We start from the raw sequence: 26,472 nt of genomic DNA on the forward strand, positions 1-26,472 counted from the left end.
TCCGTCGCCAATGCCACCGGTGTCGCATTCAGTACACCAGCTGCGCGCTGTTGCACTGGATAGACTGCACGTGCACATCGGTGCGCCCCAGTTCCAGCCCGAGCACAGTGGCCAGGGTGGTGGTGAGCAAGGTGCCGATGCCATTGAGGGCAGGCTTCAGTACGTCCAGCACCGGCTTGAGCAGCGTGCACAGAAGGCCCCTGCAGCTGACCTGGTTGCCCGGCGCGGTGACGCCGCTGCCGAGGTAGGCATCGAGCACGCCTTCCGGTGCGGTCTGCAGATAGGAGGCCAGGTTCTTCTGCACGCAGCTGTTGTAGCCGACCAGGTTGCTGATCAGGCTGTCGCAGCGGTTGATCAACAGGCCGCCGGTGAGCGATCCCAGCAGGCCGTTGAGCACGCCCAGTCCCTCGCCGGTGACGGTGGCCTTGAAGCCGTCCCAGACCGGGCCGGTCCTGAAGCAGGTGTTGAGGCCGAGAAGGTTGCATGCATAGGGGACGCCGTTGGCCAGCTGCCACTCGGCGAACGGTTCGATGCCATTGTGGGGTTGGGTGCGGCGCAGGAAGGTCACGGTGTCGTTGACGTTGTAGCGCCCGCCGCCTGGATTGGCTGCCTTCAGCAGCTGGTCGGCCAGGTTGTCGGCGGCCTGGCTGGTGTTCATGCCGCTGTTGGCCGGGCTGAGCAGGTTGGACAGCACCCGCAGCAGCTCCTCGACGATGCGGCTGACGGCATCGCCGATCAGCAGCGGATTGATCCGGGTGGAGGCGGTCTCGCCCGCGGCGAGGGTGACCTGTTGGCTGTCCTGCAGCGCGTCCAGGCTGAGTTTGTCATTGATCAGTGACGCGCCGAGCAGGGTGATCATCTGCTCGTTCTGCAAGCTGGTGCCGCACACGTTGCGGGTGGAGAAGCGCTCCGCTTCGGCGACCTTGCCCACGCAGCTGCGCAGTACCGAGGAATCCACCCGGATGGTCGCGGTAGGACGTTCGGTGGTGCACTGGAGCGACACCAGCGTGCCCATCGCGTTGGTCACATCGGCGTGCACCGGCAGCTTGACCCGGATGCCGAGGTTGCCGAGCAGCTGGCCCAGTCCCAGGCCCAGGATGCGGATGCCGTTGGTGTCCACGTCGGCGACCACGCGCACCTGCGCGTTGTAAGCCGTCGCGCCCACCCCGCCGATGCCGATCGACGGCGGTTCGACCACGCCGGTTCGCACGCTGACCGCATCGCCGAGCAGGTTCAACTGGTTGATCGACACGCCGCGGCCGTCACTGGCGATGGTGATGCCGGTGGTCAGCAGGTCCAATGCGCTGACATCGGCCTGCAGTGCACTGGAGGCTGACCCATCCGGTGCAGTGACCTTGGCGAACAGGCCGCTGCCGCTGGCGTCACTGCCCAGCTGCACGGCCAGTGCGTCCAGATCAAGTTTCGTGGCGAGCGCGTTTCGCAGCAGGCGGAGGTCGGCGCCGGCCACGCCACTGCGTGCGAGGACGCTGGCGGTGGCATCGACCAGCCGTCCGAGCGAGACCTTGTGCGCAGCCAGCAACGCGTTGAAATCGCCGATGCTGATGTTGGCATCCACCGGGATGCCCAGCGCCTGCAGCAGCCCGCCAGGGGTAACGCGTGCCTGGGCCAGCCCGTCATAGCCGAGCAGGGTGGTCTGGTCCAGGTCCACGCCGACCAGTTTCAGCGTGCTGCCCAGCGGGGTGTTGCCATCGACCCGCAGCAGTTGCGAGCCGACGCTGAACACCGCCGTGGGCGCGCTGCGCTTGGCCACGGCCTGTGCACTGATCTGCGGCAGCGATGCGTTCTGGCCGAAGAACGGGACCACGCTGCGGCTGGCGGACACCTTGACGGCGTTGAGCGGATGGCTCGCCGAGACGCCCGCCACGAAATGATCGAGGGCAGGATGATTGGTGTTCCAACTACCACACTGGATGGCCAGGGTGCCGGCAAAGCGGTTCTGTCGTTCGGCGTTGTTGCGTGCCGCGCTGTTGTCGCTGTAGCTGGCGTTGCACAGGTCCAGGCGTTGCGCACCGGCGATCGCCGAAAGGTCGGCGACCTTCTGCGCGTCGCGCTTTGCCCAGTACAGGTAGCCGATCTCCACCAGGCCGAGCATCGCCACCAGGCCGATCATCACCAGCAGCATCGTCACCGACATGGCGCCGCGCTGCCGGTGTGGGAAGCCGGGCGTGCACGGACGCGGCATGCTCAGTTGCTCCCGCCCGGTGTGCTCTGGCCGACCGTGTTCTCGAAGAACTCGGGGATGTCATGTTCGAAGCTTTTCAGGTAGCGCGCATAGCTGGCGTGGGCCTGGTCACCGAGCACCGGCAGGCCGCGTCCGCCCTGTGCGCCCGATGCCTGCAACCGCAGCAGGTGGCGGGTGGCATCGCCGGGTTCGGGACGCGCTGCGCGCTGCGCCAGGGGCGCGGCGGGGGCATCGACGTAGCGCGGTGGCGGTGGCGGTGCGGCATGCTGCAGGCCGGGTTGCGGCGCAGCGCGGGTCGGGGCGGGGCCGAGCGCTGCAGGGCGGGCTGGCGCCGGCGCGGGTGAGGTGCCGCCGAGCATGCGTCCGGTGACCGGCGCCTGCTGCGCGTGGGCGAGGCCAGCGGCCAGCAGCAGCGACATGGCCAGCCCGCGTGCAAGGATCAGGGAACAGGTCATCGGGTGCTCTCCGTGGCTGGGGTGGGATGGCCGAAGCGTTCGAGCATGGTGGCCGGCAGCGTTGGATCGCCGCGCTCGGCACTGCCTTGGACAACGGCCGAAACCGCGCGGGGATCAACAGGTACGCGGCGCGGCACGCTGTCGGCACGCCCGGCAGCCGCTGCGGGGGCGGGTGGGGTCTGCGCGGGCGCTGCGGCTGCGGTCGCGACGACCGGTCTGCGCTGGCGCAACGCAATGGCCTGCCGTTGCACTTCGGTGCGGGTGGTCTCGCTGACCTTGCCCTGCTGCATTAGGCGTTCGGCGGTGCCGGTGTCGCCGCGCAGCAGCGCCCACACCGCCAGGTTGGCGACCGCGCGGGCATCGTCCGGGGCCAGCTCCAATGCCTGTGCGAGCGGGGCGCGGGCCTGCTCCAGCTGGCCGGCACGCAGCCGCGCATAGCCCAGGTCGCCCAGCACGGAGGTGTCCAGTGGGGTCAGCTGGGCGGCGCGTGCCAGTGCGGCTTCGGCCACCGCATCCTCGTCGCGCTGGGCGGCAATCAGGCCCAGGCCGTGCCACGCCGCTGCGGCCTGCTCGCCACGGGTCAGTCCGTCATAGAGTGTGCCGGCGGCATCCAGCTGGCCGGTGTGGCGCAGCGCATCGGCCTGTAGCAGGCGCAGCGCGGCACTATCGCCGTGGCGCTGGCGGAATGCCTCGATGTGCGCCAGAGAAGCGTAGTACGCGCCCTGTTTCTGCATGCGCCGGATCAGGTCGAGGTAGGTGCCGCGGGTATCCACCGCGTCGGCACCGGGTTCGGCGAGGCTGGGTGCAGCCTGGCGATAGCCGCCCACGGTCTGCGAGCAGGCGGCGAGGGCGAAACAGCAGACAAGGATCAAAGGCCGCAACATGGGCGTTACATCCGGGTAAGGGTTGAGGCCAGCGCCATCAGCGCCGGACCGGAAAGCACCAGCATCAATGCCGGCAGCAGGGTCACCATCATCACCACGGTCATCTTCACCGAGAGCTTGCCGACCTTTTCCTTCAGCGCGTGCCGACGCTGTTCGCGCAGCCGCACGCTGAACTGCTTCAACGGTTCCTGCACCGCGCCGCCGTGCGCATGGACCTGCACGATCAGCTGCACCAGGCTGCGCAGGTCTTCGTCGTCATAGGCTTCGGACAGGCGCCGCAGCGACTGCGGACGGCTGCGGCCCAGGCTGTAATTGACATTGGCATCGTGGATTTCCTGGCCGAGCACCGGCAGCGCCGGACGCAGTTTGTCGCCCAGCGTCTGCAGGCTCTGGTCCATGCTGAAGCCCACGCCCTGCAGCAGGCGCAGCAGGTCGATCAGCATCGGCAGTTCGTTGCCGACGCGCCTGCGCCGTCGTCCGGCCCAGACGCCCAGCACGACCTTCGGCAGCAGCAGCCCGGCAGCCAGTGCGCCGAAGCAGGTCAGCAGGCCGGCCATGCCCTCGACAGGGGCAAGCGCCAGGACCAGCAGCAGTACCGACAGCGCCAGCAGCAGCCGCAGTGCCAGGTACATGGCGGTGCCGCTGCGGGTGTTCCAGCCGCCCAGGTCAAGCAGCATGCGGTCCTCGCTGGCCAGCAGTGCGCCTTCGATGCGGCTGCCGCTGAACTGCGCACCGAATGCTTCCAGCCATGCCCATCGGCTGCGTGCGGCGGGCGGCGCGGCTGGCGTGGCCGCACCGCGCGGTTGCAGAGCCGTTTCCAGGGTGGCTTCGCTACGCTGCAGGCGCGCGCCCTGCACCCAGTACGCCACGCCGAACAGCGCGATACCGGCAGCAAGCAGCACAAGCGCCAGGATCCACAGCATGGCCGGGCTCATCGGTCTGGTCCTGCGGCGTCCGGGGTGCGGTTCATATGGATTTGGCCAGCCGATACAGCAGGAAGCCGCCGACCAGCTCCAGTCCCAGCGCCGCCAGCAGGATCTTGTGGCCCTGCGGCTCGCGCAGCATCGGTTCGAAGAAGCCCGGGCTGACCAGCGCCATCATCAGTGCGCTGATCGGCGGCAGCAGGGCCAGCACCCAGGCGGACATCCGGGTTTCAGACGTGGTCGCCTTGAGCTCCTGCTGGGCCTGGTCCAGGTCTCGCATGAAATCGCTGAGCCGCTGCAGGACCTGGTCGGAGCGGCCGCCGATGCGCACGCACACGCCCAACACCACCGACAGCACCTCCAGCGCTTCCACCCGCCATGGCGCGGCCGCCTGGGCCAGTGCACGGTCCAGATCCATGCCCCCGCGCGCGTTGCGCAGGGTGGTGTCGAGCAGCTCGCGCAGCGGTGCCACGGTCTGCACCGAGGCGGTCTGGAAGGACATCTGCAGGCTGTTGCCCAGTGCGGTGAGACGCACCAGGTTGTCGAGGAAATCCGGCAGCTGGCGGATCAGCTTCTGCTGCAGCTTGCCGATGCGCCGCTGCAACAGCAGCCATGCGACCAGCATGTACAGCAGCAGGGTCAGCGGGAAGGCCCAGCCGGTGCCCAGCCGCATCGCCGCAAAGCCGGCCAAGGCCAGTCCCGGCACCAGCGCCAGCACCGGCGCACGCCAGCCGGGTTTCATCCCGGCGCGCAGCAGGGCGGCATCCCACGGCAGGGAGGGGCGGCCGGCCGCCGTTGCCTTGCCATCGACGGCGGCAGGACCGGCGAGCGCGGCCGGCGCCGCTGAGGGCGCCGCCGCGGTCGTAGCTGCCATCGACACGGCGCTGCGCTGCAGGCGCTGTTCCGCATGGCCGAGCGTGGCCTGCGCACGTGCGCGCCGCTGCGCGCTGCCCAGCAGCAGCATTGCGCCGGCACCGAGCAGCGCGGCAAGGCTCAGCAGCAGCAGGACGCTACCCACCGTCACCACGCCCCGGGGCTGAAGGAGTCGCGCAGCGCCTGCCGGAACGGCTCGAGCTTGTGCGAATGTGGATGGAAGCCGAGACCAATCCAGCGATCGGTTTCACGGCCTGCTTCGTCGATCTGCACCTCGTGGCGGAACATCTCCTGGGTGGAGATCATGTTGTCGCTGACGCCGGTGATTTCCGTGATGGAGACGAGCACGCGGCGTCCGCTGCCGAGGCGCGAGATCTGCACGATGAAATCGATCGCACTGGCGATCTGCCGGCGCAGGCTGTCCTCGCTGCCCTGGAACCCTGCAAAGCCGGCCAGCATCTCGATCCGGTACAGGCAGTCGCGCGGTGAATTGGCGTGGATGGTCGCCATGGAGCCGTCATGCCCGGTGTTCATCGCCTGCAGCATCTCCAGCACTTCGGCGCCACGCACCTCGCCGACCACGATGCGGTCCGGACGCATGCGCAGACTGTTGCGGACCAGGTCGCGGATGCTGACCGCGCCTTGTCCATCGGCACCGCCAAGCCGGCTTTCCAGACGCACCACGTGCGGATGGTTGAGCGAGAGTTCGGCGGTATCCTCCACCGTCAGCACGCGCTCGTTTTCGGGGATGTAATGCGCCAGTGCGTTGAGCAGCGAGGTCTTGCCCGAGCTGGTGCCGCCGGACACCAGTATGTTGCAGCGACCCAGCACCATGGCCTGCAGCAGCGCCTGCATCGGCTTGTCGAAGGTGCCCATCTGCAGCAGCTCCTCCGGCGTGTAGGGATCCTTGCGGAACTTGCGGATCGACACCATCGGACCGTCCACGGCCAGTGGCGCGATGATTGCGTTGAGGCGGCCGCCATTGGGCAGGCGCGCATCCACCATCGGATTGGAGTCATCCAGGCGGCGGCCGAGCGGGGCGATGATCCGGCGCAGGATGCGCAGCAGGTGGGTGTCATCGGTGAAGCGCTGGGTGGCGCGTTGCAGCCGGCCGCCCTGCGAGACGTGCACGTCCTTGTAGCCGTTGATCAGGATGTCTTCGATGGCCGGGTCGCGCAGCAGGTCGTCCAGCGGCCCGAAGCCGGTCAATTCCTTGACCAGTCCGGCAGCGACGTCCTGCATTTCCTGCTCGTTGATGGGGATGCGCCACTCCTGCACGAACGCTGCCGTTTCGCCCTGGGCCCAGCGGCTGACCGTGTCCGGCGCCCACGCGTCGATGTCGATCCGCTCATCCTCGATCCGGTTCAGCAGGTGCTCGTGCGCGGCCGACAGCACCTTCTGGTACTGGTCGGTCTGCGCGAACGGCGTCGCGGCAGGTTCGGCCGGCACCTCGCGGAACGGTGCATTCGGGAAGGGCATCACTTTGTCTTCCATTGCAGGCTACTCAGGGCGGAGGCGAACCGGTCGCGCAGTCCCTGCGCCTCCGGTGGGCTGGTGGTCGGGTCAAAACGGGCAAGCAGCGGCGCAAGCGCCCGCAGGTACGGATCGCGCGGTGCGTCATCGAGCAGCAGGCGGCCCTGGCTGGCACTGGCGCGCAGACGCGGGCGCTCGGGCAGGGTGGCCAGCAACGGCAGCCCGAAGCGTCCGGCAATCTGGGCGGCCGCCATGCCGGCCTCTTCATCGTTGCGGTTGACGATCAGCTTCAGCCGATCGCCTTCGCGCACGCCTGGCGGCAACTGCTTGAGCACCTGGTCCATCGATACCAGGCTGGCGATGGCACCATCGGTGACCAGCCAGATCTCATCTGCATGTTCCAGCAGTGCGCCGGGAATCTGCCGCAACGGCGTACCGCCCAGTTCGCACAGGACGCTGCAGAACAGGCCGCACAGCCGCTTGAGCAACAGGCCCGGATCGCTGGGCGGCAGCGATTCACTGCCCACGGCGCGATCCAGCAGTACCAGCCCACCTGGATGGCGGGCCATCGCGGTGCGCACCAGGGTGGCATCGAGCCGGCTGGCGCTGCGCAGGGCTTCGTCGTAGTGGAAGCGGCTTTCGATGTTGAGGTACAAGGCCACATCGCCCGCCGGTTGGCCCATGTCCAGCAGCAGCACGTCCTGGCTGTTGCCGGCCGCGCGCATCTGCTGCGCCAGCACGCACAGGTGCGCAGCCAGCGTGCTGGTTCCCATGCCGGGGCGCACGCCCAGCATCAGCGTCAGCGGAGCCTTGCGAGCCGCTACCGGGATCGGGGCTGCGGCAGGCGCGGTGGCGCGCCTGAGCACGGCCTGCACCTCTTCGGTATCGGCATCCAGGTCGACGAAGTCGCGCAGCCCGACGCGCAGGGCGGTGACCACGCCCTCGACCTGGTTGACGCTGGTGGCACCCACCGCGACCATCGCCAGTTCCGGGCGCAACTGGCGTATCTGCCGTACCAGTTCGGCCGACGCCGCCGCGCGCGCGGCATGGAAATCCAGCAGCACCAGCGTCTGGGGGCCGACCCGCAACTGCTGCACCGCGCCGGGGAAACCGGCGTCGTGGTAGGTCAACGGCCAATGCGGCGGCAACTTCGCCGCCAGCCGTGACAGCAGCTCCCGATCACTGGCGAACACGACCAGGTTCATCGGCAATCCCGACGAAGGCAGCTGGCGTGCAGTGGCGAAGGGCATGTGCTGGGTGCTCCGGTCATGGATCAGCGCGAGAAGCCGGGGACGGCGTCAGGCCCGGCCGGCCCGATCAGCCAGGATCCCCATACCGGCAGGTTGGCGCGCGCTTCGCGGTCACCTGGCAGCGGCAGTTCGGTATTGCGGGCCAGTGGCTTGACCAGCCGCGGCGTCACGATGATCACCAGTTCCTTGTCCTGGCGCTTGTAGTCCAGGTTGCGGAAGAACGAACCGATGATGGGAAGGTCGCCCAGCAGCGGCAGCTTGTTGACGGTGGAGGCCACGGTGCTGCTGACCAGCCCGCCGATGACGAAACTTTCGCCATCGCCGAGCTCCACCGTGGTATCGGCACGTCGGGTACTGATCGAAGGCACCTGGACGCCGTTGAGGGTCAGCGCGTTGCTGTAGTCCAGGTCGCTCGCTTCGGGCGCCACCTTCAAGGCGATGCGGTCGGCCGACAGCACCGTCGGCGATACCGTCAAGCCGATGCCGAACGGCTTGTAGGTGATGGTGGTGGTGCCCAGTCCCTGTGGCTCCAGCAGCGGCAGTTCACCGCCGGCCAGGAAGCTGGCGCTCTGGCCGGACAGCGCGACCAGCGTCGGTTCGGCCAGCACGCGCGCCATGCCATTGCTCTGCAGCAGGTCGATGTCGGCGCTCCACAGGTCCTTGCTGGAACCGAATACCAGCTTGAACGCCGACTGCAGCGGGGTGCTGCCGCTGTCCCCATCGCCGCTGGCCACGCCACCCGGGCGCGCGATGCCGTACGAGAAGGCGCCGTTCTGGTTCTGGAAGTTGATCCCGATCCGGCGCAGTACGCTGCGGTTGAACTCGACTACTTTCACTTCCACCTGGACCACGCCGCCGATGCCCACGGTGGATACATCGGCAACCCGGCCGTCGGCACCGGTCGCCGCCTCGGCGGCCTTGCGCGCCTGCGCATGATCCAGCAGTGACGGGCTGCTGCCGCTGAGCAGCGCGTCGTTGCCCTGCACGGTCAACGCGGGCCCGCCCTCGATGGCCAAGCCGCCCTGTACCGCGCTGCGCACGTCCACCTGCAAGCGTTGCGGTTCGGACTGGCCGCGCTGCCACAACAGCAGGGTGGTGGTGCCCGGTGCCTTGCCGACCAGCAGCGCCTGGCGGTTGCCGCGCAGCATCACCACGTCGGCCACGCCGGGGTCGGCGATGGCCACCCGTTCCAGGTTGGCCGGCAGCGTCCACGGCCGTTGTTCTCGGGTCTGCAGGACGAAATCCGGCTGGGGCTGGGCCTCCAGGCCGGGAGGGCAGGCCAGTGCGACGGCCAGCAGGGCCAGCAGCAGCGGGCGGCGGAACAGGCGAGGGGTGCAGCGATACGTCATGGTCGGTCTCGTCTCGTTCAGGGGGTGCCGCTACCACGGATGATTTCAATGCCGGCCGGCGCGCGCGGGACGCTGCTGCGGCGTGACGGTGCGGCGGTAGCTGCGACCGGCGCTGCACCGGCACGCACGCTGTTGCGGCCTGCCAGCGCATCGCCGTCCAGCCCGGCGTAGGCATCGTTTTCCGGTTGCGCCAGCGCGGCGGCGCGTTCGCCTTCCAGGCCACGTGCCGCGGCCAGTACCGGCCGGGGCAGGGGGAACAGCGAGGGGTCCGCGATGCCGGTATCGGCAGGATTGCGCAGGGCAAGGAACAACTTGCCCTGCTGCGCGCCGAGCAGCAGGCGGTTGGCATCGGCAACCGGCACGGCCAGCACCGCACTGCGCGCAGGCGCCTCCGGCGTGCCTGACGACGACGCGCTGCCGGCCGCGCTGGAGCCGCGGATGTCGGCTGCACGCGGATCGCCTTCGGTGCTGGCAGTGGCCCCGCCTTCGCCCTGTGGCGATGGCGGCGGCGGGCGCAGATCGTGTGCGCCGTAGCTCAGCACCCGCAGCCGCGACAACAGCAGGCGTGCCTGCGCGGCCTCCTGCTCGCCGTAGCCCTGGCTGCCCTTCAGGTTGAGGAACACATCGACGAAATCGCCGGGCAGGATCCGGTTGCCGGCGGCCGCCAGTTCATCCACCGGCACCGCCAGCGCGCGCTCGCCCGGACGCAGCTGCAGCGAGAAGCCCTGCGCCAACAGGCCCTGCTGCAGCACCGTGCCTTCAGGTACGTCCTGGGTCGGTACAAGCCCGACTACGCTGACCACGTCCAGGTAGGCACCTGCCGGTGGCTGCGCGCGGCGGGCCATGCGCACCTGGCCTGGCTCGATCGGAACGCCTGCGGCCAAGCGGCCGCCGGCCTTCACCACCATGACGCCCTGCGGTGTTTCGCTGGCAGTCAGGGCAGGCGCGGCATTGGGTGCCTGCGTTGTCGCGGCACGACGGCCGATCACGAAGGCAACCACGGCCAGCAGCACGGCGAGGGCGATCAAGGCGATGGCGGCGATGCGGGTGAACTTGAGCATTGAACGTCTCCTTGCGCCTTTCAGTTGCTGCCCAGGTCGAGCTGGGCGACGGCGGTGCTGCTGATGGGTCGATCCAGCACCCAGCCGTACAATTGGCCGGTGCCTGGAAGGAACGGGGTGGCGCGGTAATCGAAGCTCACAGACACCTGCATGCACTGCGCATCTGCCAGCCCGGAACACGGCGCCGCCGGGGAGACCACGATCGGTGCGCTGCTGGCGCTGCTGCAGTCCGGTGTCTGCGCGGCATAGGTCAGCAGCCATTGCATGGAGCGCCGCGCGGCTTCACAGGCCGCCACCCGGCGCTGCTCCAGCGGGGCGAAGCGCAGTGAGGCACGCGCGCCTTCCGAAGAGGCGGTGGCCAGGGTCTGCTGCACCGCCATCAGCATCACCCCGGTGTAGGTGAGCAGCAGCAGTGGGATCAGGCCGAACATCAGCATGAAGGCATATTCGATGGTGACCACGCCGCGTTGCGTGTTGCGCGTTGCGCGTCCGATGCGTTTCATGGCGCGGTCCCCCACAGGGTCCAACCGGTCCAGCCGATGCTGGTCAGGCCAAGATACGCGGCATACGGAATGCCTTGCCGGCCGCCGCGCGCCTGTTGCACCTGATGCAGGGCAGGGGCCAGCACGCGGTGCTGGGTGAGGTTGTGCTGCAGCAGCGTCAGCGGCAGCGGAAGATGCAGGCGCAGGCTGCGCCAGCCGTATACCGCCACCGCGTGCACGCCGGCCAGCAGGCTGGCGCCGATCCAGACCGGCAGCAGCGCCTGCCACCCGAGCAGGAAACCGAGCACGGCGAAGAACTTGACGTCACCGGCGCCCATCCAGCGGATGACGTAGAAGGGAAGCAGGCTGCACAGGCCCAGCAGCAGTCCGGCGGCATGCGGCGCGGCATGGGCGATGCCGTGGTGCATGGCCTGCCAGGCCAGCAGCAGCGTGCCCAGCAGCAGTGCGCCCAGCAGCCAGCGGTTGGGTACGCGTCGTGCGTACAGATCGCTGGCGATGACCCGCATGCTCAACGTGGTTGCCAGCATAGCGAACAGCAACATGTGGCCTCCCTTTCCCTGGAAACGATGCGGGCTTGCAGCTAGCCGCCGCCCCACGCTGCAGGCCGGAGCGTGCAGCGATGGGCTCCACCACCCCGCGAATGGCGGGGAGTCAGGCGGGCGGGGTGGTCGCGGTGGTGACCATGCCCGTCAGGGCGTCGAAAAGGGTTTCGAAGAAGTCCCGGATCGCCGGGCCGGCGACGGCGACCAGGGCGCCGGCGACGAGCGCCGCCAGCAGGCCGTATTCCAGCGCGGTGACGCCGTCTTCTTCTTTCAGGAACGTGCGGATCGATGCATTCATGACGGTTTTCTCCTTATACCTGTCAACGGTTGCATGGCAGTTCCTCTGGATTAACCGGACGTGGCCGGGGTGATAATCAAAAGGCCATGCGAGGGCGCGGCCGACTTAATGCGGCCGTGGATACAGGTGGCAGGTTCCAAGGATCAAACACCGCGCCGCCGCCACCGGCGCCGTCGCTTCCATAGATAGTGGGATGTGCGTCACATCGCCACGTTTCCCCCGGGTAGCCAGATGTCCCCCGGCCAACCACCGTGTTCGTACTGTGCCGTAGTTTCACCCAGCGGCTACATCAATCAATACGCAAATTCGGCACGAATTCGAAATCGGCCGGCCTGCGGTGGCCGTTACCGTGATCATTTCCGTTTGGATCGTATTAAACCAAGCCGGGCATTCGATGGGCGACGGAAAATTGACGCCCGCCACTTAACCGTTAATGTGACGACCGCCACGGAGTTTAGGCAGGTTTACGGCCAGAGATAATCAGGCATACTCGGCGGCAAGAAATGCAAAGGGCTGCAGCAACCGCAGGAATGTTGCTTTCGCAGGCCGCCGTACGGAACCAGGAAAAGGGGGGTCGTCACTGTCATGGCAGATGGTGTGGGAAGCGAGAGCACGGATGGGTTGAGGCCGATGGACCTGGCCACGCTGGGCAACGTGCTGCGCGTGTGCGAGGTGGAACTGGTGCTGCTGGATGGCAACGGACCGCGCGCTGCAGTGGATGCGCGGGTACAGGATGAAGCGTTGTTCTGCCACGCGGTCACCGGCTTCCAGGCACGTGGCCGGTTCATGCTGCCTACCGACTGGGCCCTGCTGGGCTACGTGCATGCATCGGACCCGGCCCTGAGCTGGTGCCACGGTGTGCCACTGACCGCAGGCACGGTGTTGACCGTGTTGCCGGATGGCATCAGCGAGTTCGCGCTCGGCGCAGGCACGCGCCTGACCCTGGTGATGGTGTCCGCGGCGCGGCTGCAACGCAAGCTGGCCGAACTCAGCCTGCGCAGCATGCCACCGTCCGGCCAGGCACTGAATCTGTTCTCGATGGCAGAACATTCGCCGCTCGCCAGCCACTATCGCCAGCTGCAGGATGCACTGGCGGCAGGCGACACTGCGGCAATGGCGGCCGAGGGCAGCGAGCGACTGCTGCACGAGCACGTGCAGGCACTGCTGGCGGCCGGACCGGGCGAGCAGGCGATGAACACCCGTGCGCGGCGTACCCATTACCTGATCGTGCAACGGGCCGAGAACTTCATGCGCCTCAACCTGCGGCGCAACATCTACATGAACGAGATCTGTGACGCGGCGGGGGTCAGTGAGCGTGGCCTGCGCTATGCGTTCGAGGATCTGTTCGGGATCTCGCCCAACCGCTACCTGTCGATGCTGCGGTTGTGCGCGGCGTGCCGCGGATTGTCGATGGCCGACGGTGGCCGGCGGTCAGTCAAGTCGATCGCGCTCAGCTGCGGCCTGTGGGATCTTTCGCGTTTCGCCGACAACTATCGCAAGGTGTTCGGCGAACTGCCACGCGACACGCTGATGCGCGCACCCGGTGCGCCAGGGATCGTCGGGCAACCTGCCTGATACCTGTGCGCGACGCGCGCAGGACCCGCTTGCCGAATTGGTGCATCGCGCTGCCGAATCTGGTCGAGGTCTTGCCGGAATGCGCGCTTGCCCTGCCGGAATGAAGTGCCCCGCCACCATTGCACGCGCTGAAATAGGAGTCACCTGCCAGCAGGCAGATCTCTGACTCACGAAGCGTCGTCCACGGGGGACTGAACTCATGAATCGTATTTTCCGCTTGGTGTGGAGCAGGCAGCTGCGCGCCATGGTCGTGGCCTCTGAACTGGCCACCGGCGCCCACGGCGCCTCCTCGCTCATCGATCAACGTGCCGCGCTGCCGGCCCCCGCGCTCCTGGCCGTTGCCCTGGCACTTGCCTTGTGCGCCGGTACCGCAACCGCTTCGGAGAACAACCAGACCCTGCGCGACCTGCAGGCACTCGCGGCCAAGTACACCCAGCAGGCCCCGGTCAAGGTGGACGCGGACGTGGCGCTGGCCGCCATCGCCGGGCAGCCTGCGGGCAATGCCTTGGCCAACGTCGATGCCAGCGTTTCGTTGGGGGTTGCCCGCCGCCTGCCGGTGGTTCGGCATGTACTGCCGGCGAAGGTGGACGTCGTAGCTGCTGTGCGCACGCCGAACGTCGCCAAGCCTGCACCGTCAGTTGCCGCACAGCTGGGCGTCAATGCGGCAGTGGGCGCAGCGGATGCGCCTTCGGGCACGCTTGCTGCGATCAACGCCTCGGTCGATGCCGGCATCGCCGTCGCACCGACCCCGGCCTCGCTGGTGCAGGCAAAGCTGGCTACCGCAGTGGACGCGGAGGTCGCGGGCAGCCACGCACTGGATGCGAAGGTTGCTGCCGAAGCAGCCGTCCGCCTGGCTGCCAAGGACGAAGAACGGATCGCCACCGATGCCGCGGTCAGCGCCGCGCTGGATACCGGCGTGGCCGGTGGCGTGGGCGTGGGGGGTGAAGCCCACCTGCTGGCGGTGGCCGACCGCAATCCGAAGCTGGCCACCCAGGCGACCGCCGCAGCGCAGGCCAGCGGGCTCAATCTGGGCAGCGTGGTCGGGGGTGTCGGATCGCTGCTGGATGGCGTCGGCAACGCGGTCGGCGGCCTGGTCCAGGGCGACCTGGGCGGGGTCGTCGGCGGGGTCGTGGGGGGCGTAGGCGGACTGGTCGGTGGCGTAACCGATGGCCTCGGCCTGTCATCGCCCTCGGCCATCCCCCCGACCAGCCCGAAGGCGCCGCGCCCGGCCGATCCCAATTCCGGCCTGATCATCGGCAGCGGTGGCCTGGTCGGCACCCTGTCCACGCTGGTCGGCCCGACCGCGCAGGGCCTGCTCGGCGGCGATGGCTACGTCCGCAACGGCAACCTGGCCGTCAACAGTGCCAACGTGCAGCAGACCTATTCGGTCACCAACGTGCTCGGCCTGCCGGTGGTCAACCTGACCCCGGTCGGCACCCTGCTCAACGGATTGGGCGGTGCCACCACCGGCGGCAGTTCGCACCTGACCCTGATCGGCGGAGTGACCTCGGACAGCTACATCTACAACATCAACAACGGCGACCCCAATGGCCTGCTCGGCCTGGTGCTGCCGGGCCAGGCGCCGGACTGGGCCGCCTCGTGCCTGAATGTGCTGGGCGCCGTATCGATCGATTGCTGGGCGGTCAACCCGGCCCAGGACTACCAGGTGCTGGTGGGCGATGGTGCGTATGCCAATGGCTCGCGTGAAGTGGTGATCGGCGCCAACGCCAGCCACCGGCTGCCGATGCAGGATGCCAACCTCGCGTTCCCGGGCATTGACGAGAACGATCCGACCGATCCGACCGGGGTGCCGACCGCCGACTATGCCGCACGCATGGGCCATTCGGTGATCGTCGGCGACAGCGCCAGCGGCACCGCCAACGGCCAGGTGCTGCTGGGTGCCGAAGCCACGTCCGACAAGGCCAACAGCGTGGCGCTGGGCTACCGTTCCAGCGCGCTGCGTGGCGCACAGGCCAGCTACAACGCGTATGGCCTGGACACCGCGCAGGTATCCAGCGGCGAAGTGTCGGTGGGCTTTGCTGGCGGAGAGCGGCAGATCAGCAACGTGGCCGCCGGCAGCCTGGGCACCGATGCGGTCAACGTCGCGCAGCTGCAGGGTGCGGTCGAGCTGATCAACGATGTCGGTGTGATGGCGATCACCTACGACGACGATGGCACCGGCGCGCCGGACTATCGTCGTGCCACCCTGGGCGGCGGCACCGGTACCACCACGCTGGCCAATGTGGCCGATGGCGTGGATGCCAATGATGCGGTCAACGTGGGTCAACTGCAGGCGGTGGAGCAGGGTGCCGTGCGCTACGACGTGGCCGCCGACAACAGCATCGATTACCGCAACGCGACGCTCGGCAATGGCAGTGGCACCACCCGGCTGGGCAACCTCAGCAATGGGCTGGTCGCGGCAGGCAGCACCGAGGCCATCACCGGCGCCCAGTTGTCGTCCACCAATGAAGCGCTGGTGGCCTATTTCGGTGGCACCACCGCGTTCGATCCGGCCACCGCGCTGTTCACCGCGCCGGCCTTTGCGATCACCTCGGTCGCGGCCGACGGCGTGCTGGCCCCGGGTGTCTATGACAACGCCAGCGATGCCTTCGCAGCGGTGGATGGCTCTCTGGTCAACCTCAACACCCAGATCAACGACATCCGCAACGGCGAAGCATCGCGCTTCTTCAAGGTCAACTCGGCCGGCGTGGATGCTGCTGCCGGCGGCCTGGAATCGATCGCCATCGGCGGTGGCGCCAGCGCTACGGCGGCCGACGCGGTGGCGATCGGCTCGGGCAGCATCGCCGACCGCGATGGCACGGTGTCCATCGGCGCCGCCGGTGCCGAGCGCCAGCTGGCCAACGTCGCCGATGCGACAGCGGCCACCGATGCGGTGAACCTGGGCCAGCTGCAGGCTTCCGAACAAGGCGCGCTGCGCTATGACATCGCCGCCGATGGCAGCGTGGATTACAGCAGCGCCACGTTGGGCAGCGGCACCACCGCGACCACGCTGAGCAACCTTGGGGCAGGCGAGGTATCGGCCACCAGCAGCGAGGCGATCAACGGCGCGCAGCTGTTCGGCAGCAGCCAGTCCGTGGCCACCCATCTGGGGGGCGGTGCCGGCGTGGATGCCGGCGGCGCGATCACTGCGCCGACCTACACGCTCAACAACGTCGCCGTGGATGGCAGCCTCAGCAGTGGCGACTACAACGACGTGGGCAGCGCCTTCGATGCCGTCAGCACCTCGCTGGCCAACGTCGCCGACAAGACCGATACGGTCGACCGCCTGGCAGTGAAGTACGACGCCGACATGGCAGGCAACGCGAGCAACCGCATCACCCTGGCCGGTGACGGCACGGGCACTGCGGTGGTGCTGGACAACCTGGCCGACGGCAGCGTGACCGCCGGCAGCCGCCAAGCGGTCACCGGCAACCAGCTGTCGGCGACCCACCAGACCGTGGCGAGCTACTTCGGAGGGACCACAATGTACGACGGCGGAAGCAACACCTGGACCGCGCCGACCTTCCGGGTCTCCTCCATCGCCACCGATGGCACCGTGACCGGCAACGACTACGGCAACGTGACGGTCGCATTCTCGGCCGTGGATTCCTCGCTGCTCAACATCAACCAGCGCATCGACAACATCGCCGGTGGCAACCCGTTCCTGGCAGTGAATTCGGCCAAGGCCGGCGCCACCGCCAGTGGTGTCGATGCGGTGGCGGTCGGGCCTGAAGCCAGCGCAGCCGGAGCGGCCAGCGTGGCGATCGGCGATGGCGCCGATGCGTCGGCCGACAACAGCGTGGCGCTGGGCGCAGGCTCGGTTGCCGATACCGGGGCGCAATCCGGCTACACCGGCGCCTATGGGCTGGCCGGATCCAGCAGTTCGGCAGGCGAAGTGTCGGTGGGCAGCAGCGGCAGCGAGCGCAAGGTCACCCACGTGGCAGACGGTTCGGAGCGCTACGACGCGGTCAATGTCGGCCAGCTGCAGAACGGGGTGAACTACGCCATCGACGAATCCAAGAGCTACACCGACCAGCAGATCAACAACATCAACAACGGCACTTCGGGCATGTTCCAGGTGAACAACTCGCAGGGGCTGGCCAACCCGTCGGCCAGCGGGGCCAACGCGGCCGCCGGTGGTGCCGGTTCCAGTGCAGCGGGCGCCAATGCCACCGCGCTGGGCAATGGCGCGCAGGCACAGGCCGACAACACGGTGGCATTGGGTGCCGGCTCGGTCGCCGACCGTGACAACACGGTGTCGGTGGGCAGCGCAGGGGCGGAGCGGCAGATCGCCAACGTGGCCGATGGCAGCCAGGCCACCGACGCGGTCAATGTCCGCCAGCTGCAGGCCTCGCAGCAAGGAACGCTGCGCTATGACAACAACACCAACGGCACCACCAACTTCAGCAGCGTCACCCTCGGGCAGGCGGGCAGTGGGCCGACCCAGGTACGCAATGTCGCTGCCGGTACCGCCGGCACCGACGCGGTCAACGTGGACCAGCTGCGCAGCGGCATGGCGCAGACCCTGGACTGGTCCAAGGCCTACACCGATGAGCGCATGGACGGCTTCGACCGCAACCTGAAGCGGACCGATGACCGCGCTTCGGCCGGTATCGCCTCGGCGATGGCAGTGGCCTCCCTGCCACAGCCCAGCGAAGCCGGCCGCAGCATGGCGTCGTTCGCGGCGGGCAGTTTCAACGGCGAATCGGGCATGGCGGTCGGTCTTTCCGGCGTCTCCGATGGCGGGCGCTGGATCTACAAGTTCAGCGGTTCGACCAATACCCGCGGTGATGGCGGGGTGGCCGTAGGTGCCGGCATCCAGTGGTAAGCACGCCGGAGGGGCCGGTGCGATGCCGGCCCGTGCTGGCTCCAGCAATGACAGGGGGAACCTGATGGACACGACGAATACGCATTACCGGGCGCTGCGCGGCGTGCTGCTGCCCGCCCTGCTGGCCTGCATCACGCTGGCCGGCTGCCGCAGCCATGGCGCGGCGGGCGAGGCACCGGTTGCCGGCAGCCCCGCCGGCGAAGCGGTGAGCTTCCCGGAGCCCGGCAAGGCCGCGCTGAAGGAAGGCGTGTTCGCCGACCCGGCCGACCTGCGCCGCTTCGCACCGGGCATGAGCAAGCGCCAGCTCTACGCGTTGCTGGGCACGCCACACTTCAACGAAGGCATGTGGGGCGTGCGTGAGTGGAACTACCTGTTCAACTTCCGCACCCCGCAGCGCAGTGAGTACTTCACCTGCCAGTTCCAGGTGCGGTTCGATGGCAAGGGCATCGCGCAGGGCGGGTACTGGAAGCCGCAGTCGTGCGCTGCGCTGGTGGAACCGCCGCCGCCGCCCACTGCTGGTTTGCCCGCAGCGTTACCGCAGGAGCCGCTGCGGCTGGCTGCTGATGCCCTGTTCGCCTTCGACAGTGCCGAGCTGAGTGCCGCCGGCCGCCGTGCAGTGGACGGGGTGCTTGGCCAGGTGCAACGGGCCAGCGAGGTGCAGCGGATCGAGGTGGTCGGTCATACCGATCGCATCGGTAGCCCGTCCTACAACCAGACGCTGTCCACGCGTCGTGCCGAGGCCGTGCGCAGTGCGCTGGTGGAAGGCGGAGTGGCCAGCGGGACGATCCGTGCCGAGGGCCGCGGCGCTGCCGAACCGCTGGTGCAGTGCGACCAGCGCAGCCAGCCGGCGTTGATCGCCTGCCTTGCGCCGAACCGCCGGGTGCAGATATCCGGGCGTGCCCGGATCGACTGACGTTCTCTTTCGTGGGCAGCCTGCGGGCCGGCCCATTTCCCGTGTCCCCCTGGTTCCCCGGCACGCGCGGCAGCGTCTCCCCCGTCCAGCCCGCGCGTGCCGGTGAACCAGTTCTCTCCAGGCAGCATTGCATGAACGCCCAACTGGCGATGAAGACCTACACCACGATCAGCCTGTATGGACAGCTCGGCAACCATGCCGTGGTGCGTCTGCCGGGGCGCCGCCATCCCGGCCTGATCGTGCAGTCCGACACCGTGGCCGGCTTCATCGCGCAGCTGCAGGAAGCGCAGGTGTCACTCCGTGCTGGCCGCCTTCCACGCGCCGATGCGGAAATGGACCTGTTGATCGAGGTGCTGCAGGATTGGTATGCGCAGATCGAAGAGCGCCTGGCCGATGCCGGCGAGGCGATGGGCTGAGTCCAGCCGTGCGTGGCTGCGGTGCTAAAATGCGCGCTGATTTCCGTTGCCGCGAGACCGCCATGAGCCCTGTTGCCTTCTATCCCGTGGGATCCCCCGGCCAGCCCTGGGGCGAGGCCGAGCGCACGCAGTGGCGGGCACGGCAGCAGCGGCTGCGTCGCTTCGACCAGGACGTGTTGCCGCGCATCGAAGCGCTCGCTGGTTCCTTTGAGCCGGTGCAGTACGGTGCGCTGGACTACGCCGGCGAGACCTATCCGCTGCTGGCGCTGCGCAGCCCCGACTGGAATCCGGCGCTGCCGGCGGCACTGGTGACCGGCGGCGTGCACGGCTATGAGACCAGCGGCGTGATGGGCGCGCTGGAGTTCCTGGAACAGCATGCCGCCGCCTATGCAGGGCGCATCAACCTGCTGGTGGTGCCGTGCGTGAACCCTTGGGGCTATGAGCGCATCAACCGCTGGAATTTCGATGCCATCGACCCGAACCGCAACTTCCGCCAGGGCGCTCCGGCACGCGAGTCGACCGCGCTGATCGAGCTGGTGGCCCGGTCGAAGTCGCAGTTCGTGCTGCACATCGATCTGCACGAGACCACCGACAGCGATGAAAGCGAGTTCCGCCCGGCGGTGGCTGCACGCGACGGCAAGCCGTTCGTGCCCGGCCTGATTCCGGATGGGTTCTACCTGGTGGATGACACCGAAAACCCGCAGCCGGCGTTCCAGCAGGCGGTGGTGGCGGCGGTGGAGCAGGTGACCCACATCGCACCGGCCGACGAGGCCGGGGAGATCATCGGGTCGAAGGTGGTCTCGCGCGGGGTGATCGAGTACCCGCTGGTGGCGCTGGGCCTGTGCGCCGGCATCACCGGGGCCCGCTACACCACCACCACCGAGGTCTACCCGGACAGCCCGCGCGCCACCCCGGCCCAGTGCAACCGGGCCCAGGTCGTGGCGGTGACCGCTGCGCTGGACTACGTATTGGCTGCTGCGTGACGTAATCGACTGTCGGCTTCCGCCAGAAATCACGCTAAATGCTTGGTTTCTGGTGGCCTTCATCACGAATCGATGATGGGACCGTCATGATGGTACGGATACCCCCTGATTCGGAGCAGGTCGCTTTCATGGAAGCCCTGGAGCCTCAACATAACCCGGTGCGGACGCTGCGGCCTGTCTTTGCCATCGCCTCGCTCATCGTCGTGGCGTTCGCCGTGTTCGTCAGCGTCTACCCGCTGGGTGCCGGGCGGATGCTCATGCAGGCGCAGGACTGGGCCTCGTCCAACGTGGGCTGGTACTACCTGCTGGCGATGACGCTGTACCTGGTATTCGTGGTGGTCGCCGCGCTGTCGCCGTATGGCAGCATCAAGCTGGGCGCCGACCACGACGAGCCGGAGTTCAGTTATCTGTCCTGGGCCGGCATGCTGTTCGCCGCCGGCATCAGCATCACCCTGTTCTTCTTCTGCGTGTCCGAGCCGCTGACCCACTTCATGCAGCCGCCGCAGGGTGACCCGGCGGCAGGCGAAGCGGGGGCGCGCCAGGCCATGCAGCTGTTGTTCCTGCACTGGGGCCTGCACGGCTGGGGCGTGTTCGCGTTGGCGGCGATGGCGATGGCCTACTTCGCCTACCGGCACAACCTGCCGCTGGCGCTGCGTTCGGCTCTTTACCCGCTGATCGGCAATCGCATCAACGGACCGATCGGTTACACCGTGGATGCCCTCGGTATCGTCGCCACCGTGTTCGGGCTCGGCGCGGACATGGGCTTTGGCGTGCTGCATCTCAACGCCGGCCTGGCCAATCTGTTCAACGTGCCGCATACCCACGGCGTGCAGATCACGCTGATCGTGCTGATGATGGGCGCGGCGGTGGCGGTGGCGGTGACCGGCGTGGAAAAGGGCGTGCGCTGGATGTCCAACATCAACATGCTGCTGGCCATCGCGCTGGTGCTGTTCATGCTGTTCGCCGGCCCCACCCAGTACCTGCTTGGCACGCTGATGCAGAATGCAGGTGACTACCTGGGCAGCGTGGTGGGCAAGAGTTTCGATGTCTATGCCTACGGCGGGAAGCCGGGCTGGATGGGAAGCTGGACGGTGTTCTACTGGGCGTGGTGGATCGGCTGGTCTCCGTTCGTGGGACTGTTCATCGCGCGCATCTCGCGCGGCCGCACCATCCGCCAGTTCGTGTTCGGCGTGTTGCTGATCCCGCTGGGGTTCACCCTGGCGTGGCTGTCGATCTTCGGCAACAGCGCGCTGGACCAGGTGCTGCACCATGGGCAAACGCAGCTGGCGCAGCTGGCCATCGATGACCCTCCCACCGTGCTGTACGCCTTGCTGGAAAGCTATCCGTGGAGTCGGGCGGTGATCGCGGTGACGGTGCTGGTGAGTTTCGTGTTCTTCGTGACCTCCGCCGATTCCGGTGCGGTGGTACTGTCCACGCTGTCATCGCATGGCGGGGCGCCCGAAGACGACGGTCCGCGTTGGCTGCGGGTGTTCTGGGGCACGGTGACCGCGGTGGTCACCGCCGGGCTGCTGCTGGCCGGCAACATGGATGCGTTGAAATCCGCGGTGGTGCTGGCCTCGCTGCCGTTCTCGGCGGTGCTGCTGCTGATGGCGTGGGGGCTGATGCGGTCCTTCGCCGATGAGTCGCATCGCAAGCGGGCGCTGCAGTACCGGGCCTCGCCATTGGTGGGGGCCAGCCGGCACCACCAGGGCTGGCGCCAGCGGCTGGGGCGGGCGGTCAATTTCCCGGTGCGCGACCAGGTGTACCGCTTCATGGATACCGACGTGAAGCCGGCGATGGAGGCGGTGGCCGAGCAGCTGCGCGGGGATGGCTGGGAGGTTTCCACGCGGCTGGAAGCGGGTGACATGGAGCTGTCGGTCAATCATGGGGAGCAGCAGGATTTCCTGTACCGGGTGATCCTGACCGGCTACCGGGTGCCGTCGTTCGCCTCGCACCAGGCGCGCAACAGCCGCTACTACCGGGCCGAGGTGCATCTGTACGAGGGCAGCCAGGATTACGATCTGGTCGATTACAGCTGCGAGCAGATCATCAACGACATCATCAGCCAGTACGAGCGCCACGTGCAGTTCCTGCACCTTAGCCGCTGATTTTCGTGTGACGGCCAACGGTCGTCACCCACCGGGGCGGGAAGCGGACGGCCAGCGGCCGTGGTCGCCGCCGGTGATGGTCAAGAAACCGTCATACGGGTCGATAGAGAGGCTGTCCGCCCCCTTCCGAGTTCCGTGATGCGTACCGCTTTCCTTTCTTCACGCTCCACGCGTCCGCCCAGCGTGGCCCGGCGCCTGATGCTCGGCACCGGCCTGCTGGCCCTGGCCTGCTTCGGTTTCACCGCCGTGATCAGTTATTGGCGCAGCAGCGATGCATTGCTGGACAGCGCGCAGGCGCGGCTGCAGGACCTGGCCGGGCAGGAGGCCCAGCGGATCGCGGCGGAGATCGCGGTGGCCGCCGACACCGGCACGGCGCTGGCCAACAGTTTCAGCGTGCAGCGATCGCTGGGCAGCCTGGACCGGACGGCGGCCAACGAAATCATCCGCGCCCAGTTGCAGGCGCACCCGCAGTGGCTGGGCATGGGCACTTTGTGGGAGCCCGATGCCTTCGATGGCAAGGACGCTGCGTTCGTGGACAGCGAGGGCCATGATGGAAGCGGCCGCTTCATGACCTGGTGGGCCTGGCAGGACGGTACGCTGGTGCGCGAGGCGCTGCGCGATTACGAAAAGCCCGGTGAGGGCGATTGGAACCTCAAGCCGCGGGAGACCCTCGCCCAGGCCGTGGTGGAACCGTACTACTACCCGGTGGCCGGCAAGGACACCCTTATGACCACCGTGGCCACCCCGATCCTCGAAGACGGGCGCTACCAGGGCGTGATCACGGTCGACTTCACCTTGGCGGCGCTGCAGGCGCGCATCGCGGCGATGCGGCCGATGGAGGTCGGCCATGCGACCCTGCTGTCGCCTGCCGGTTCGGTGATGGCCAGCCGTAATGCGGATGAGGTCGGCAAGCTGCGTGACGATACCGGTACCCAGGCGATGCTGGCCGCCGTCGCCAAGGGCGAGACGATCGGCAGCCAAGCCCGCTTCAATGGCGAGGAGGAGCTGCAGGTGTTCGTGCCGTTGCGGGTAGGCTCGGCGCCGCAGGTGTTCGCCTTGGGCATCGCGGTGCCGAAGGCCCACGTGATGGCGCAGGCGCGTACGCTGCTGTGGGTGATCGTGGCAGTGGGCCTGTTCTCGGCCGTGCTGCTGAGCGCGGCCTTGTTCGTGCTGCTGCGGGCGCTGGTGCTGAAGCCCTTGGCCGAGGCCGAACGGGTGTCCGCGGCGGTGGCCGAGGGGCGCCTGGACAGCCGTATCAGCGTATCGCGCAATGACGAAGTGGGCCGCCTGTTGACCTCGATGGGGGCAATGCAGGACCAGCTGCGCGCGGTGATCGCCGCGCAGGCGGACATGGCCGGGCGGCATGACGAAGGGCAGATGAGCTATCGGCTGGATGATCGCGCCTTCCCCGGCGAGTATGGCCGCATGGTGGCCGGCACCAACATGCTGGTGGCTGGGCACGTGGACGTGCAGCGTCGGCTGGTGGAGGTCATGGCCTGCTACGCGGTGGGCGACATGAGTGCGGACATGGAGGAGCTGCCCGGTGAGAAGGCGATGATCAGCGCGGCGATGCGCGACACCAAGGCCAACCTGCAGGCGATCAACGCGCAGATCCTGCAGCTGGCACACGCTGCGGCAGCCGGTGATTTCACCCAGCGCGGTGATGCGACGCGCTTCACCCACGATTTCCGCAGCATGGTGGAGGGTCTGAACACACTGATGCACACAACCGACGGCAACCTGGCCGAGCTGTCCCGGCTGCTGCAGGCGATCGCCCGGGGCGACCTCACCGCGCGCATGCAGGGTGACTTCCACGGCGTTTTCGCCCGGATGCGGCGCGATGCCGATACCACGGTGGAGCAGCTGACGCGCATCGTCGGCGGCATCCAGCAGGCCAGCGCGATGATCAACAGTGCGGCAGGCGAGATCGCCGCGGGCAACGAGGACCTGTCGCAGCGTACCGAACAACAGGCCGCCAGCCTGGAAGAAACCGCTGCGTCGATGGAAGAGCTGACCTCCACCGTGCGCCAGAATGCCGACCACGCACGCCAGGCCAACCAGCTGGTGCAGGGTACCGCCGCGGTGGCGTCACAAGGGGGGGAGGTCGTCGCGCAGGTGGTGCAGACCATGACCGGCATCGAAGGATCGTCGCGGCGCATCGCCGAGATCATCACGGTGATCGACGGCATCGCGTTCCAGACCAACATCCTGGCGTTGAATGCCGCGGTGGAAGCCGCGCGTGCCGGTGAGCAGGGTCGCGGTTTCGCCGTGGTGGCCACCGAAGTACGCGCATTGGCACAGCGTTCGGCCACTGCCGCGCGCGAGATCAAAGGCCTGATCGATGATTCGGTCGGGCAGGTGGAGCAGGGCGCCCAGCTGGTGCGCCAGGCCGGCAGCACCATGCAGGACATCGTCACTTCGGTGCACCGGGTAACCGACATCATGGCCGAGATCTCCGCTGCCTCGCAGGAGCAGAGCGCGGGCATCGAGCAGGTCAGCCAGACCGTGGTGCAGATGGACGAGGCGACCCAGCAGAATGCCGCGCTGGTGGAAGAGGCCAACGCCGCGGCGCGCTCGCTGGAAGAGCAGTCACACGAACTGCAGCAGGCAGTGGCGATCTTCCGCCTGCGCGAAACTTCCACCCTTACGCAGCACGCCGCGCTCACCGCCGAGCCTGCGTGACGTCCCGGCGGTAGCGCCGAGCCATGCTCGGCGGAATCCTTGCGGCGTCACGGGCAAGAGCCGCCGAGCACGACGCGGCGCCAGCGGTCGCGGGATGCCGCGTTTACGGACGCAGCAGCACCTTGCCGGTGCGCCCACCGGCCAGGCTGGCTGCGGCCGCGTCGGCGATCTGCGCGAGCAGATAGACCGCCTGCACCGGCAGCTGCAGGCCACCGGCAGCGGCACGCTCAAACAGCTCGCCCACCAGGCGGCGCTTGTCCTCCACGGCCATCGCCTGGCTGACCTTGCTGCCCCAGAAGCCCTTCACCGTGGCCTGCTTGAAGATCACGTCACCGGACGGAATCTGCATCGGTTCGCCGGTCATCGAACCGAACGACACCAGCGTGCCGCCCTCGCCAAGCAACCCCACCAGATCGCCGCTGGCGCTGCCGCCGATCGAGTCCACTGCGGCGCGCGCCAGCCGGTCGCCGAGCGCGGTGCGCACCGCCTGCTGCCAGTTTTCGGAGGCGGTGGAGAACACGTTGGCGATGCCCAGTGCTTCCAGTTCGGCGACGCCGTCGTCGCGGCGGACCAGGTTGGCGACGTTGACCCCGCGTGCGCTGGCCAGCATCGCCAGCGTCTTGCCCACCGCACCGTTCGCGGTGTTCTGCACGATCCAGTCGCCCTTTTCCACGTGCAGGAATTCCAGCAGCATCAGCGCGCTGAGCGGCATTGCGATCAGCTGCGCTGCGGTCTCATCGTCGATCGCATCCGGCATCGGGATCACCATCCGAACCGGTGCGATGAAGGCTTCGGCCCAGGTTCCATGCACCGAAGCGGCGGCCACCCGCTGGCCTGGCGCGAGTCCTTCCACACCTTCGCCGAGGGCATCGATGATGCCCAGTCCCTCGCTGCCACCGACAGCCGGAAGGGTCGGCTTGTAACCATACTGCCCGCGTACCGTCCACAGGTCGTGGTTGTGGATCGGGGCGAGCACGGTGCGGATGCGCACTTCGCCGGGACCGGGCTCGGGCAGGTTCGTCTGGCCTTCGGAGAGAACAGAGGCGGGGTCGCCAAAGCTGGCGTGGAGGGCGGCGCGCATGCGGAATCCTGGTGGGGGGGGTGAGGTCCACAGGGTGCCACCGCGCGCGGTAACGGCAGGTCAACGGCATGG

20 protein-coding genes are annotated in these 26,472 nt (G+C 68.0%); 7 read left to right on the top strand and 13 right to left on the bottom strand.

The window, feature by feature from the left end; all coding sequences use genetic code 11:
- Positions 1-28: 28 nt before the first annotated feature.
- From H9654_RS01315 to H9654_RS01370, 12 genes are all read right to left on the bottom strand, one after another.
- The gene (locus H9654_RS01315) at positions 29-2,155 is read right to left on the bottom strand and encodes a TadG family pilus assembly protein (RefSeq protein ID WP_263614975.1); all 2,127 of its coding nucleotides are present in this window, start codon (positions 2,153-2,155) and stop codon (positions 29-31) included.
- A gap of 50 nt (positions 2,156-2,205) precedes the next feature.
- Complete coding sequence (locus H9654_RS01320) at positions 2,206-2,658, bottom strand: DUF3613 domain-containing protein (protein WP_191768391.1); 453 nt, start codon at positions 2,656-2,658, stop codon at positions 2,206-2,208.
- Positions 2,655-3,542 (bottom strand): tetratricopeptide repeat protein, encoded by an 888-nt coding sequence (locus H9654_RS01325; protein ID WP_191768393.1) that lies wholly within the window; start codon positions 3,540-3,542, stop codon positions 2,655-2,657. Before H9654_RS01325 ends, H9654_RS01320 begins: the two co-directional genes overlap by 4 nt.
- Positions 3,543-3,547: 5 nt before the next feature.
- Positions 3,548-4,477 carry a type II secretion system F family protein gene (locus H9654_RS01330; protein ID WP_191768395.1) on the bottom strand — a complete coding sequence of 310 codons (930 nt, stop codon included), beginning with the start codon at positions 4,475-4,477 and terminating at the stop codon, positions 3,548-3,550.
- A gap of 31 nt (positions 4,478-4,508) precedes the next feature.
- A complete protein-coding gene (locus H9654_RS01335) occupies positions 4,509-5,483 on the bottom strand; it encodes a type II secretion system F family protein (RefSeq protein WP_318241100.1) in 975 nt (324 codons plus the stop codon).
- A 2-nt stretch (positions 5,484-5,485) separates the two neighbouring features.
- Positions 5,486-6,832 (bottom strand): TadA family conjugal transfer-associated ATPase, encoded by a 1,347-nt coding sequence (locus H9654_RS01340; protein ID WP_191768399.1) that lies wholly within the window; start codon positions 6,830-6,832, stop codon positions 5,486-5,488.
- Positions 6,817-8,061 (bottom strand): P-loop NTPase family protein, encoded by a 1,245-nt coding sequence (locus tag H9654_RS01345; protein ID WP_191768401.1) that lies wholly within the window; start codon positions 8,059-8,061, stop codon positions 6,817-6,819. The genes H9654_RS01340 and H9654_RS01345 overlap by 16 nt, the downstream gene beginning before the upstream one ends.
- A 23-nt stretch (positions 8,062-8,084) precedes the next feature.
- Positions 8,085-9,410 (bottom strand): type II and III secretion system protein family protein, encoded by a 1,326-nt coding sequence (locus H9654_RS01350; RefSeq protein ID WP_191768403.1) that lies wholly within the window; start codon positions 9,408-9,410, stop codon positions 8,085-8,087.
- Between the two features lie 17 nt (positions 9,411-9,427).
- A complete protein-coding gene (gene cpaB / locus H9654_RS01355) occupies positions 9,428-10,471 on the bottom strand; it encodes a Flp pilus assembly protein CpaB (RefSeq protein WP_191768405.1) in 1,044 nt (347 codons plus the stop codon).
- Positions 10,472-10,491: 20 nt separating this feature from the next.
- The gene (locus H9654_RS01360) at positions 10,492-10,974 is read right to left on the bottom strand and encodes a TadE/TadG family type IV pilus assembly protein (protein ID WP_191768407.1); all 483 of its coding nucleotides are present in this window, start codon (positions 10,972-10,974) and stop codon (positions 10,492-10,494) included.
- Positions 10,971-11,516 (bottom strand): A24 family peptidase, encoded by a 546-nt coding sequence (locus tag H9654_RS01365; protein WP_191768409.1) that lies wholly within the window; start codon positions 11,514-11,516, stop codon positions 10,971-10,973. The genes H9654_RS01360 and H9654_RS01365 overlap by 4 nt, the downstream gene beginning before the upstream one ends.
- A gap of 109 nt (positions 11,517-11,625) precedes the next feature.
- Positions 11,626-11,814: a Flp family type IVb pilin gene (locus H9654_RS01370; protein WP_191768410.1), complete on the bottom strand. Its 189-nt coding sequence runs from the start codon at positions 11,812-11,814 to the stop codon at positions 11,626-11,628.
- A 585-nt stretch (positions 11,815-12,399) separates the two neighbouring features.
- Between H9654_RS01370 and H9654_RS01375 the strand changes: the two genes are divergently transcribed.
- From H9654_RS01375 to H9654_RS17920, 7 genes are all read left to right on the top strand, one after another.
- A complete protein-coding gene (locus H9654_RS01375; protein ID WP_191768412.1) occupies positions 12,400-13,389 on the top strand; it encodes a helix-turn-helix domain-containing protein in 990 nt (329 codons plus the stop codon).
- Between the two features lie 199 nt (positions 13,390-13,588).
- Positions 13,589-18,217 (top strand): YadA-like family protein, encoded by a 4,629-nt coding sequence (locus H9654_RS01380; protein ID WP_191768414.1) that lies wholly within the window; start codon positions 13,589-13,591, stop codon positions 18,215-18,217.
- A gap of 64 nt (positions 18,218-18,281) precedes the next feature.
- Positions 18,282-19,130: an OmpA family protein gene (locus H9654_RS01385; protein ID WP_191768416.1), complete on the top strand. Its 849-nt coding sequence runs from the start codon at positions 18,282-18,284 to the stop codon at positions 19,128-19,130.
- Between the two features lie 131 nt (positions 19,131-19,261).
- Positions 19,262-19,546, top strand: a complete 285-nt coding sequence (locus tag H9654_RS01390; RefSeq protein WP_042613608.1) for a DUF6959 family protein — start codon at positions 19,262-19,264, stop codon at positions 19,544-19,546.
- A 62-nt stretch (positions 19,547-19,608) separates the two neighbouring features.
- Positions 19,609-20,529: a M14 family metallopeptidase gene (locus H9654_RS01395; protein ID WP_191768418.1), complete on the top strand. Its 921-nt coding sequence runs from the start codon at positions 19,609-19,611 to the stop codon at positions 20,527-20,529.
- A gap of 128 nt (positions 20,530-20,657) precedes the next feature.
- Complete coding sequence (gene betT / locus H9654_RS01400; protein WP_191768873.1) at positions 20,658-22,637, top strand: choline BCCT transporter BetT; 1,980 nt, start codon at positions 20,658-20,660, stop codon at positions 22,635-22,637.
- Positions 22,638-22,775: 138 nt separating this feature from the next.
- Entirely contained in the window at positions 22,776-25,319 is a 2,544-nt protein-coding gene (locus tag H9654_RS17920; protein WP_318241101.1) for a methyl-accepting chemotaxis protein, read from the top strand.
- A 103-nt stretch (positions 25,320-25,422) separates the two neighbouring features.
- Here H9654_RS17920 and H9654_RS01410 read toward each other — a convergent pair whose 3' ends face one another.
- Positions 25,423-26,400, bottom strand: coding sequence for a zinc-binding dehydrogenase (locus tag H9654_RS01410; RefSeq protein WP_191768420.1), 978 nt, complete (start codon positions 26,398-26,400; stop codon positions 25,423-25,425).
- Between the last annotated feature and the right edge of the window lie 72 nt (positions 26,401-26,472).

Source organism: Stenotrophomonas lacuserhaii, from assembly GCF_014836545.1.
GTDB lineage: Bacteria > Pseudomonadota > Gammaproteobacteria > Xanthomonadales > Xanthomonadaceae > Stenotrophomonas > Stenotrophomonas lacuserhaii.

What these genes read in the sequence shown, in the direction of transcription:
- H9654_RS01315 (WP_263614975.1), bottom strand. Translation starts at nt 2,155, where the DNA reads ATGTCGGTGACGATGCTGCTGGTGATGATCGGCCTGGTGGCGATGCTC.
- H9654_RS01320 (WP_191768391.1), bottom strand. Translation starts at nt 2,658, where the DNA reads ATGACCTGTTCCCTGATCCTTGCACGCGGGCTGGCCATGTCGCTGCTG.
- H9654_RS01325 (WP_191768393.1), bottom strand. Translation starts at nt 3,542, where the DNA reads ATGTTGCGGCCTTTGATCCTTGTCTGCTGTTTCGCCCTCGCCGCCTGC.
- H9654_RS01330 (WP_191768395.1), bottom strand. Translation starts at nt 4,477, where the DNA reads ATGAGCCCGGCCATGCTGTGGATCCTGGCGCTTGTGCTGCTTGCTGCC.
- H9654_RS01340 (WP_191768399.1), bottom strand. Translation starts at nt 6,832, where the DNA reads ATGGAAGACAAAGTGATGCCCTTCCCGAATGCACCGTTCCGCGAGGTG.
- H9654_RS01345 (WP_191768401.1), bottom strand. Translation starts at nt 8,061, where the DNA reads ATGCCCTTCGCCACTGCACGCCAGCTGCCTTCGTCGGGATTGCCGATG.
- H9654_RS01350 (WP_191768403.1), bottom strand. Translation starts at nt 9,410, where the DNA reads ATGACGTATCGCTGCACCCCTCGCCTGTTCCGCCGCCCGCTGCTGCTG.
- cpaB (WP_191768405.1), bottom strand. Translation starts at nt 10,471, where the DNA reads ATGCTCAAGTTCACCCGCATCGCCGCCATCGCCTTGATCGCCCTCGCC.
- H9654_RS01360 (WP_191768407.1), bottom strand. Translation starts at nt 10,974, where the DNA reads ATGAAACGCATCGGACGCGCAACGCGCAACACGCAACGCGGCGTGGTC.
- H9654_RS01365 (WP_191768409.1), bottom strand. Translation starts at nt 11,516, where the DNA reads ATGTTGCTGTTCGCTATGCTGGCAACCACGTTGAGCATGCGGGTCATC.
- H9654_RS01370 (WP_191768410.1), bottom strand. Translation starts at nt 11,814, where the DNA reads ATGAATGCATCGATCCGCACGTTCCTGAAAGAAGAAGACGGCGTCACC.
- H9654_RS01375 (WP_191768412.1), top strand. Translation starts at nt 12,400, where the DNA reads ATGGCAGATGGTGTGGGAAGCGAGAGCACGGATGGGTTGAGGCCGATG.
- H9654_RS01380 (WP_191768414.1), top strand. Translation starts at nt 13,589, where the DNA reads ATGAATCGTATTTTCCGCTTGGTGTGGAGCAGGCAGCTGCGCGCCATG.
- H9654_RS01385 (WP_191768416.1), top strand. Translation starts at nt 18,282, where the DNA reads ATGGACACGACGAATACGCATTACCGGGCGCTGCGCGGCGTGCTGCTG.
- H9654_RS01390 (WP_042613608.1), top strand. Translation starts at nt 19,262, where the DNA reads ATGAACGCCCAACTGGCGATGAAGACCTACACCACGATCAGCCTGTAT.
- H9654_RS01395 (WP_191768418.1), top strand. Translation starts at nt 19,609, where the DNA reads ATGAGCCCTGTTGCCTTCTATCCCGTGGGATCCCCCGGCCAGCCCTGG.
- betT (WP_191768873.1), top strand. Translation starts at nt 20,658, where the DNA reads ATGGAAGCCCTGGAGCCTCAACATAACCCGGTGCGGACGCTGCGGCCT.
- H9654_RS17920 (WP_318241101.1), top strand. Translation starts at nt 22,776, where the DNA reads ATGCGTACCGCTTTCCTTTCTTCACGCTCCACGCGTCCGCCCAGCGTG.
- H9654_RS01410 (WP_191768420.1), bottom strand. Translation starts at nt 26,400, where the DNA reads ATGCGCGCCGCCCTCCACGCCAGCTTTGGCGACCCCGCCTCTGTTCTC.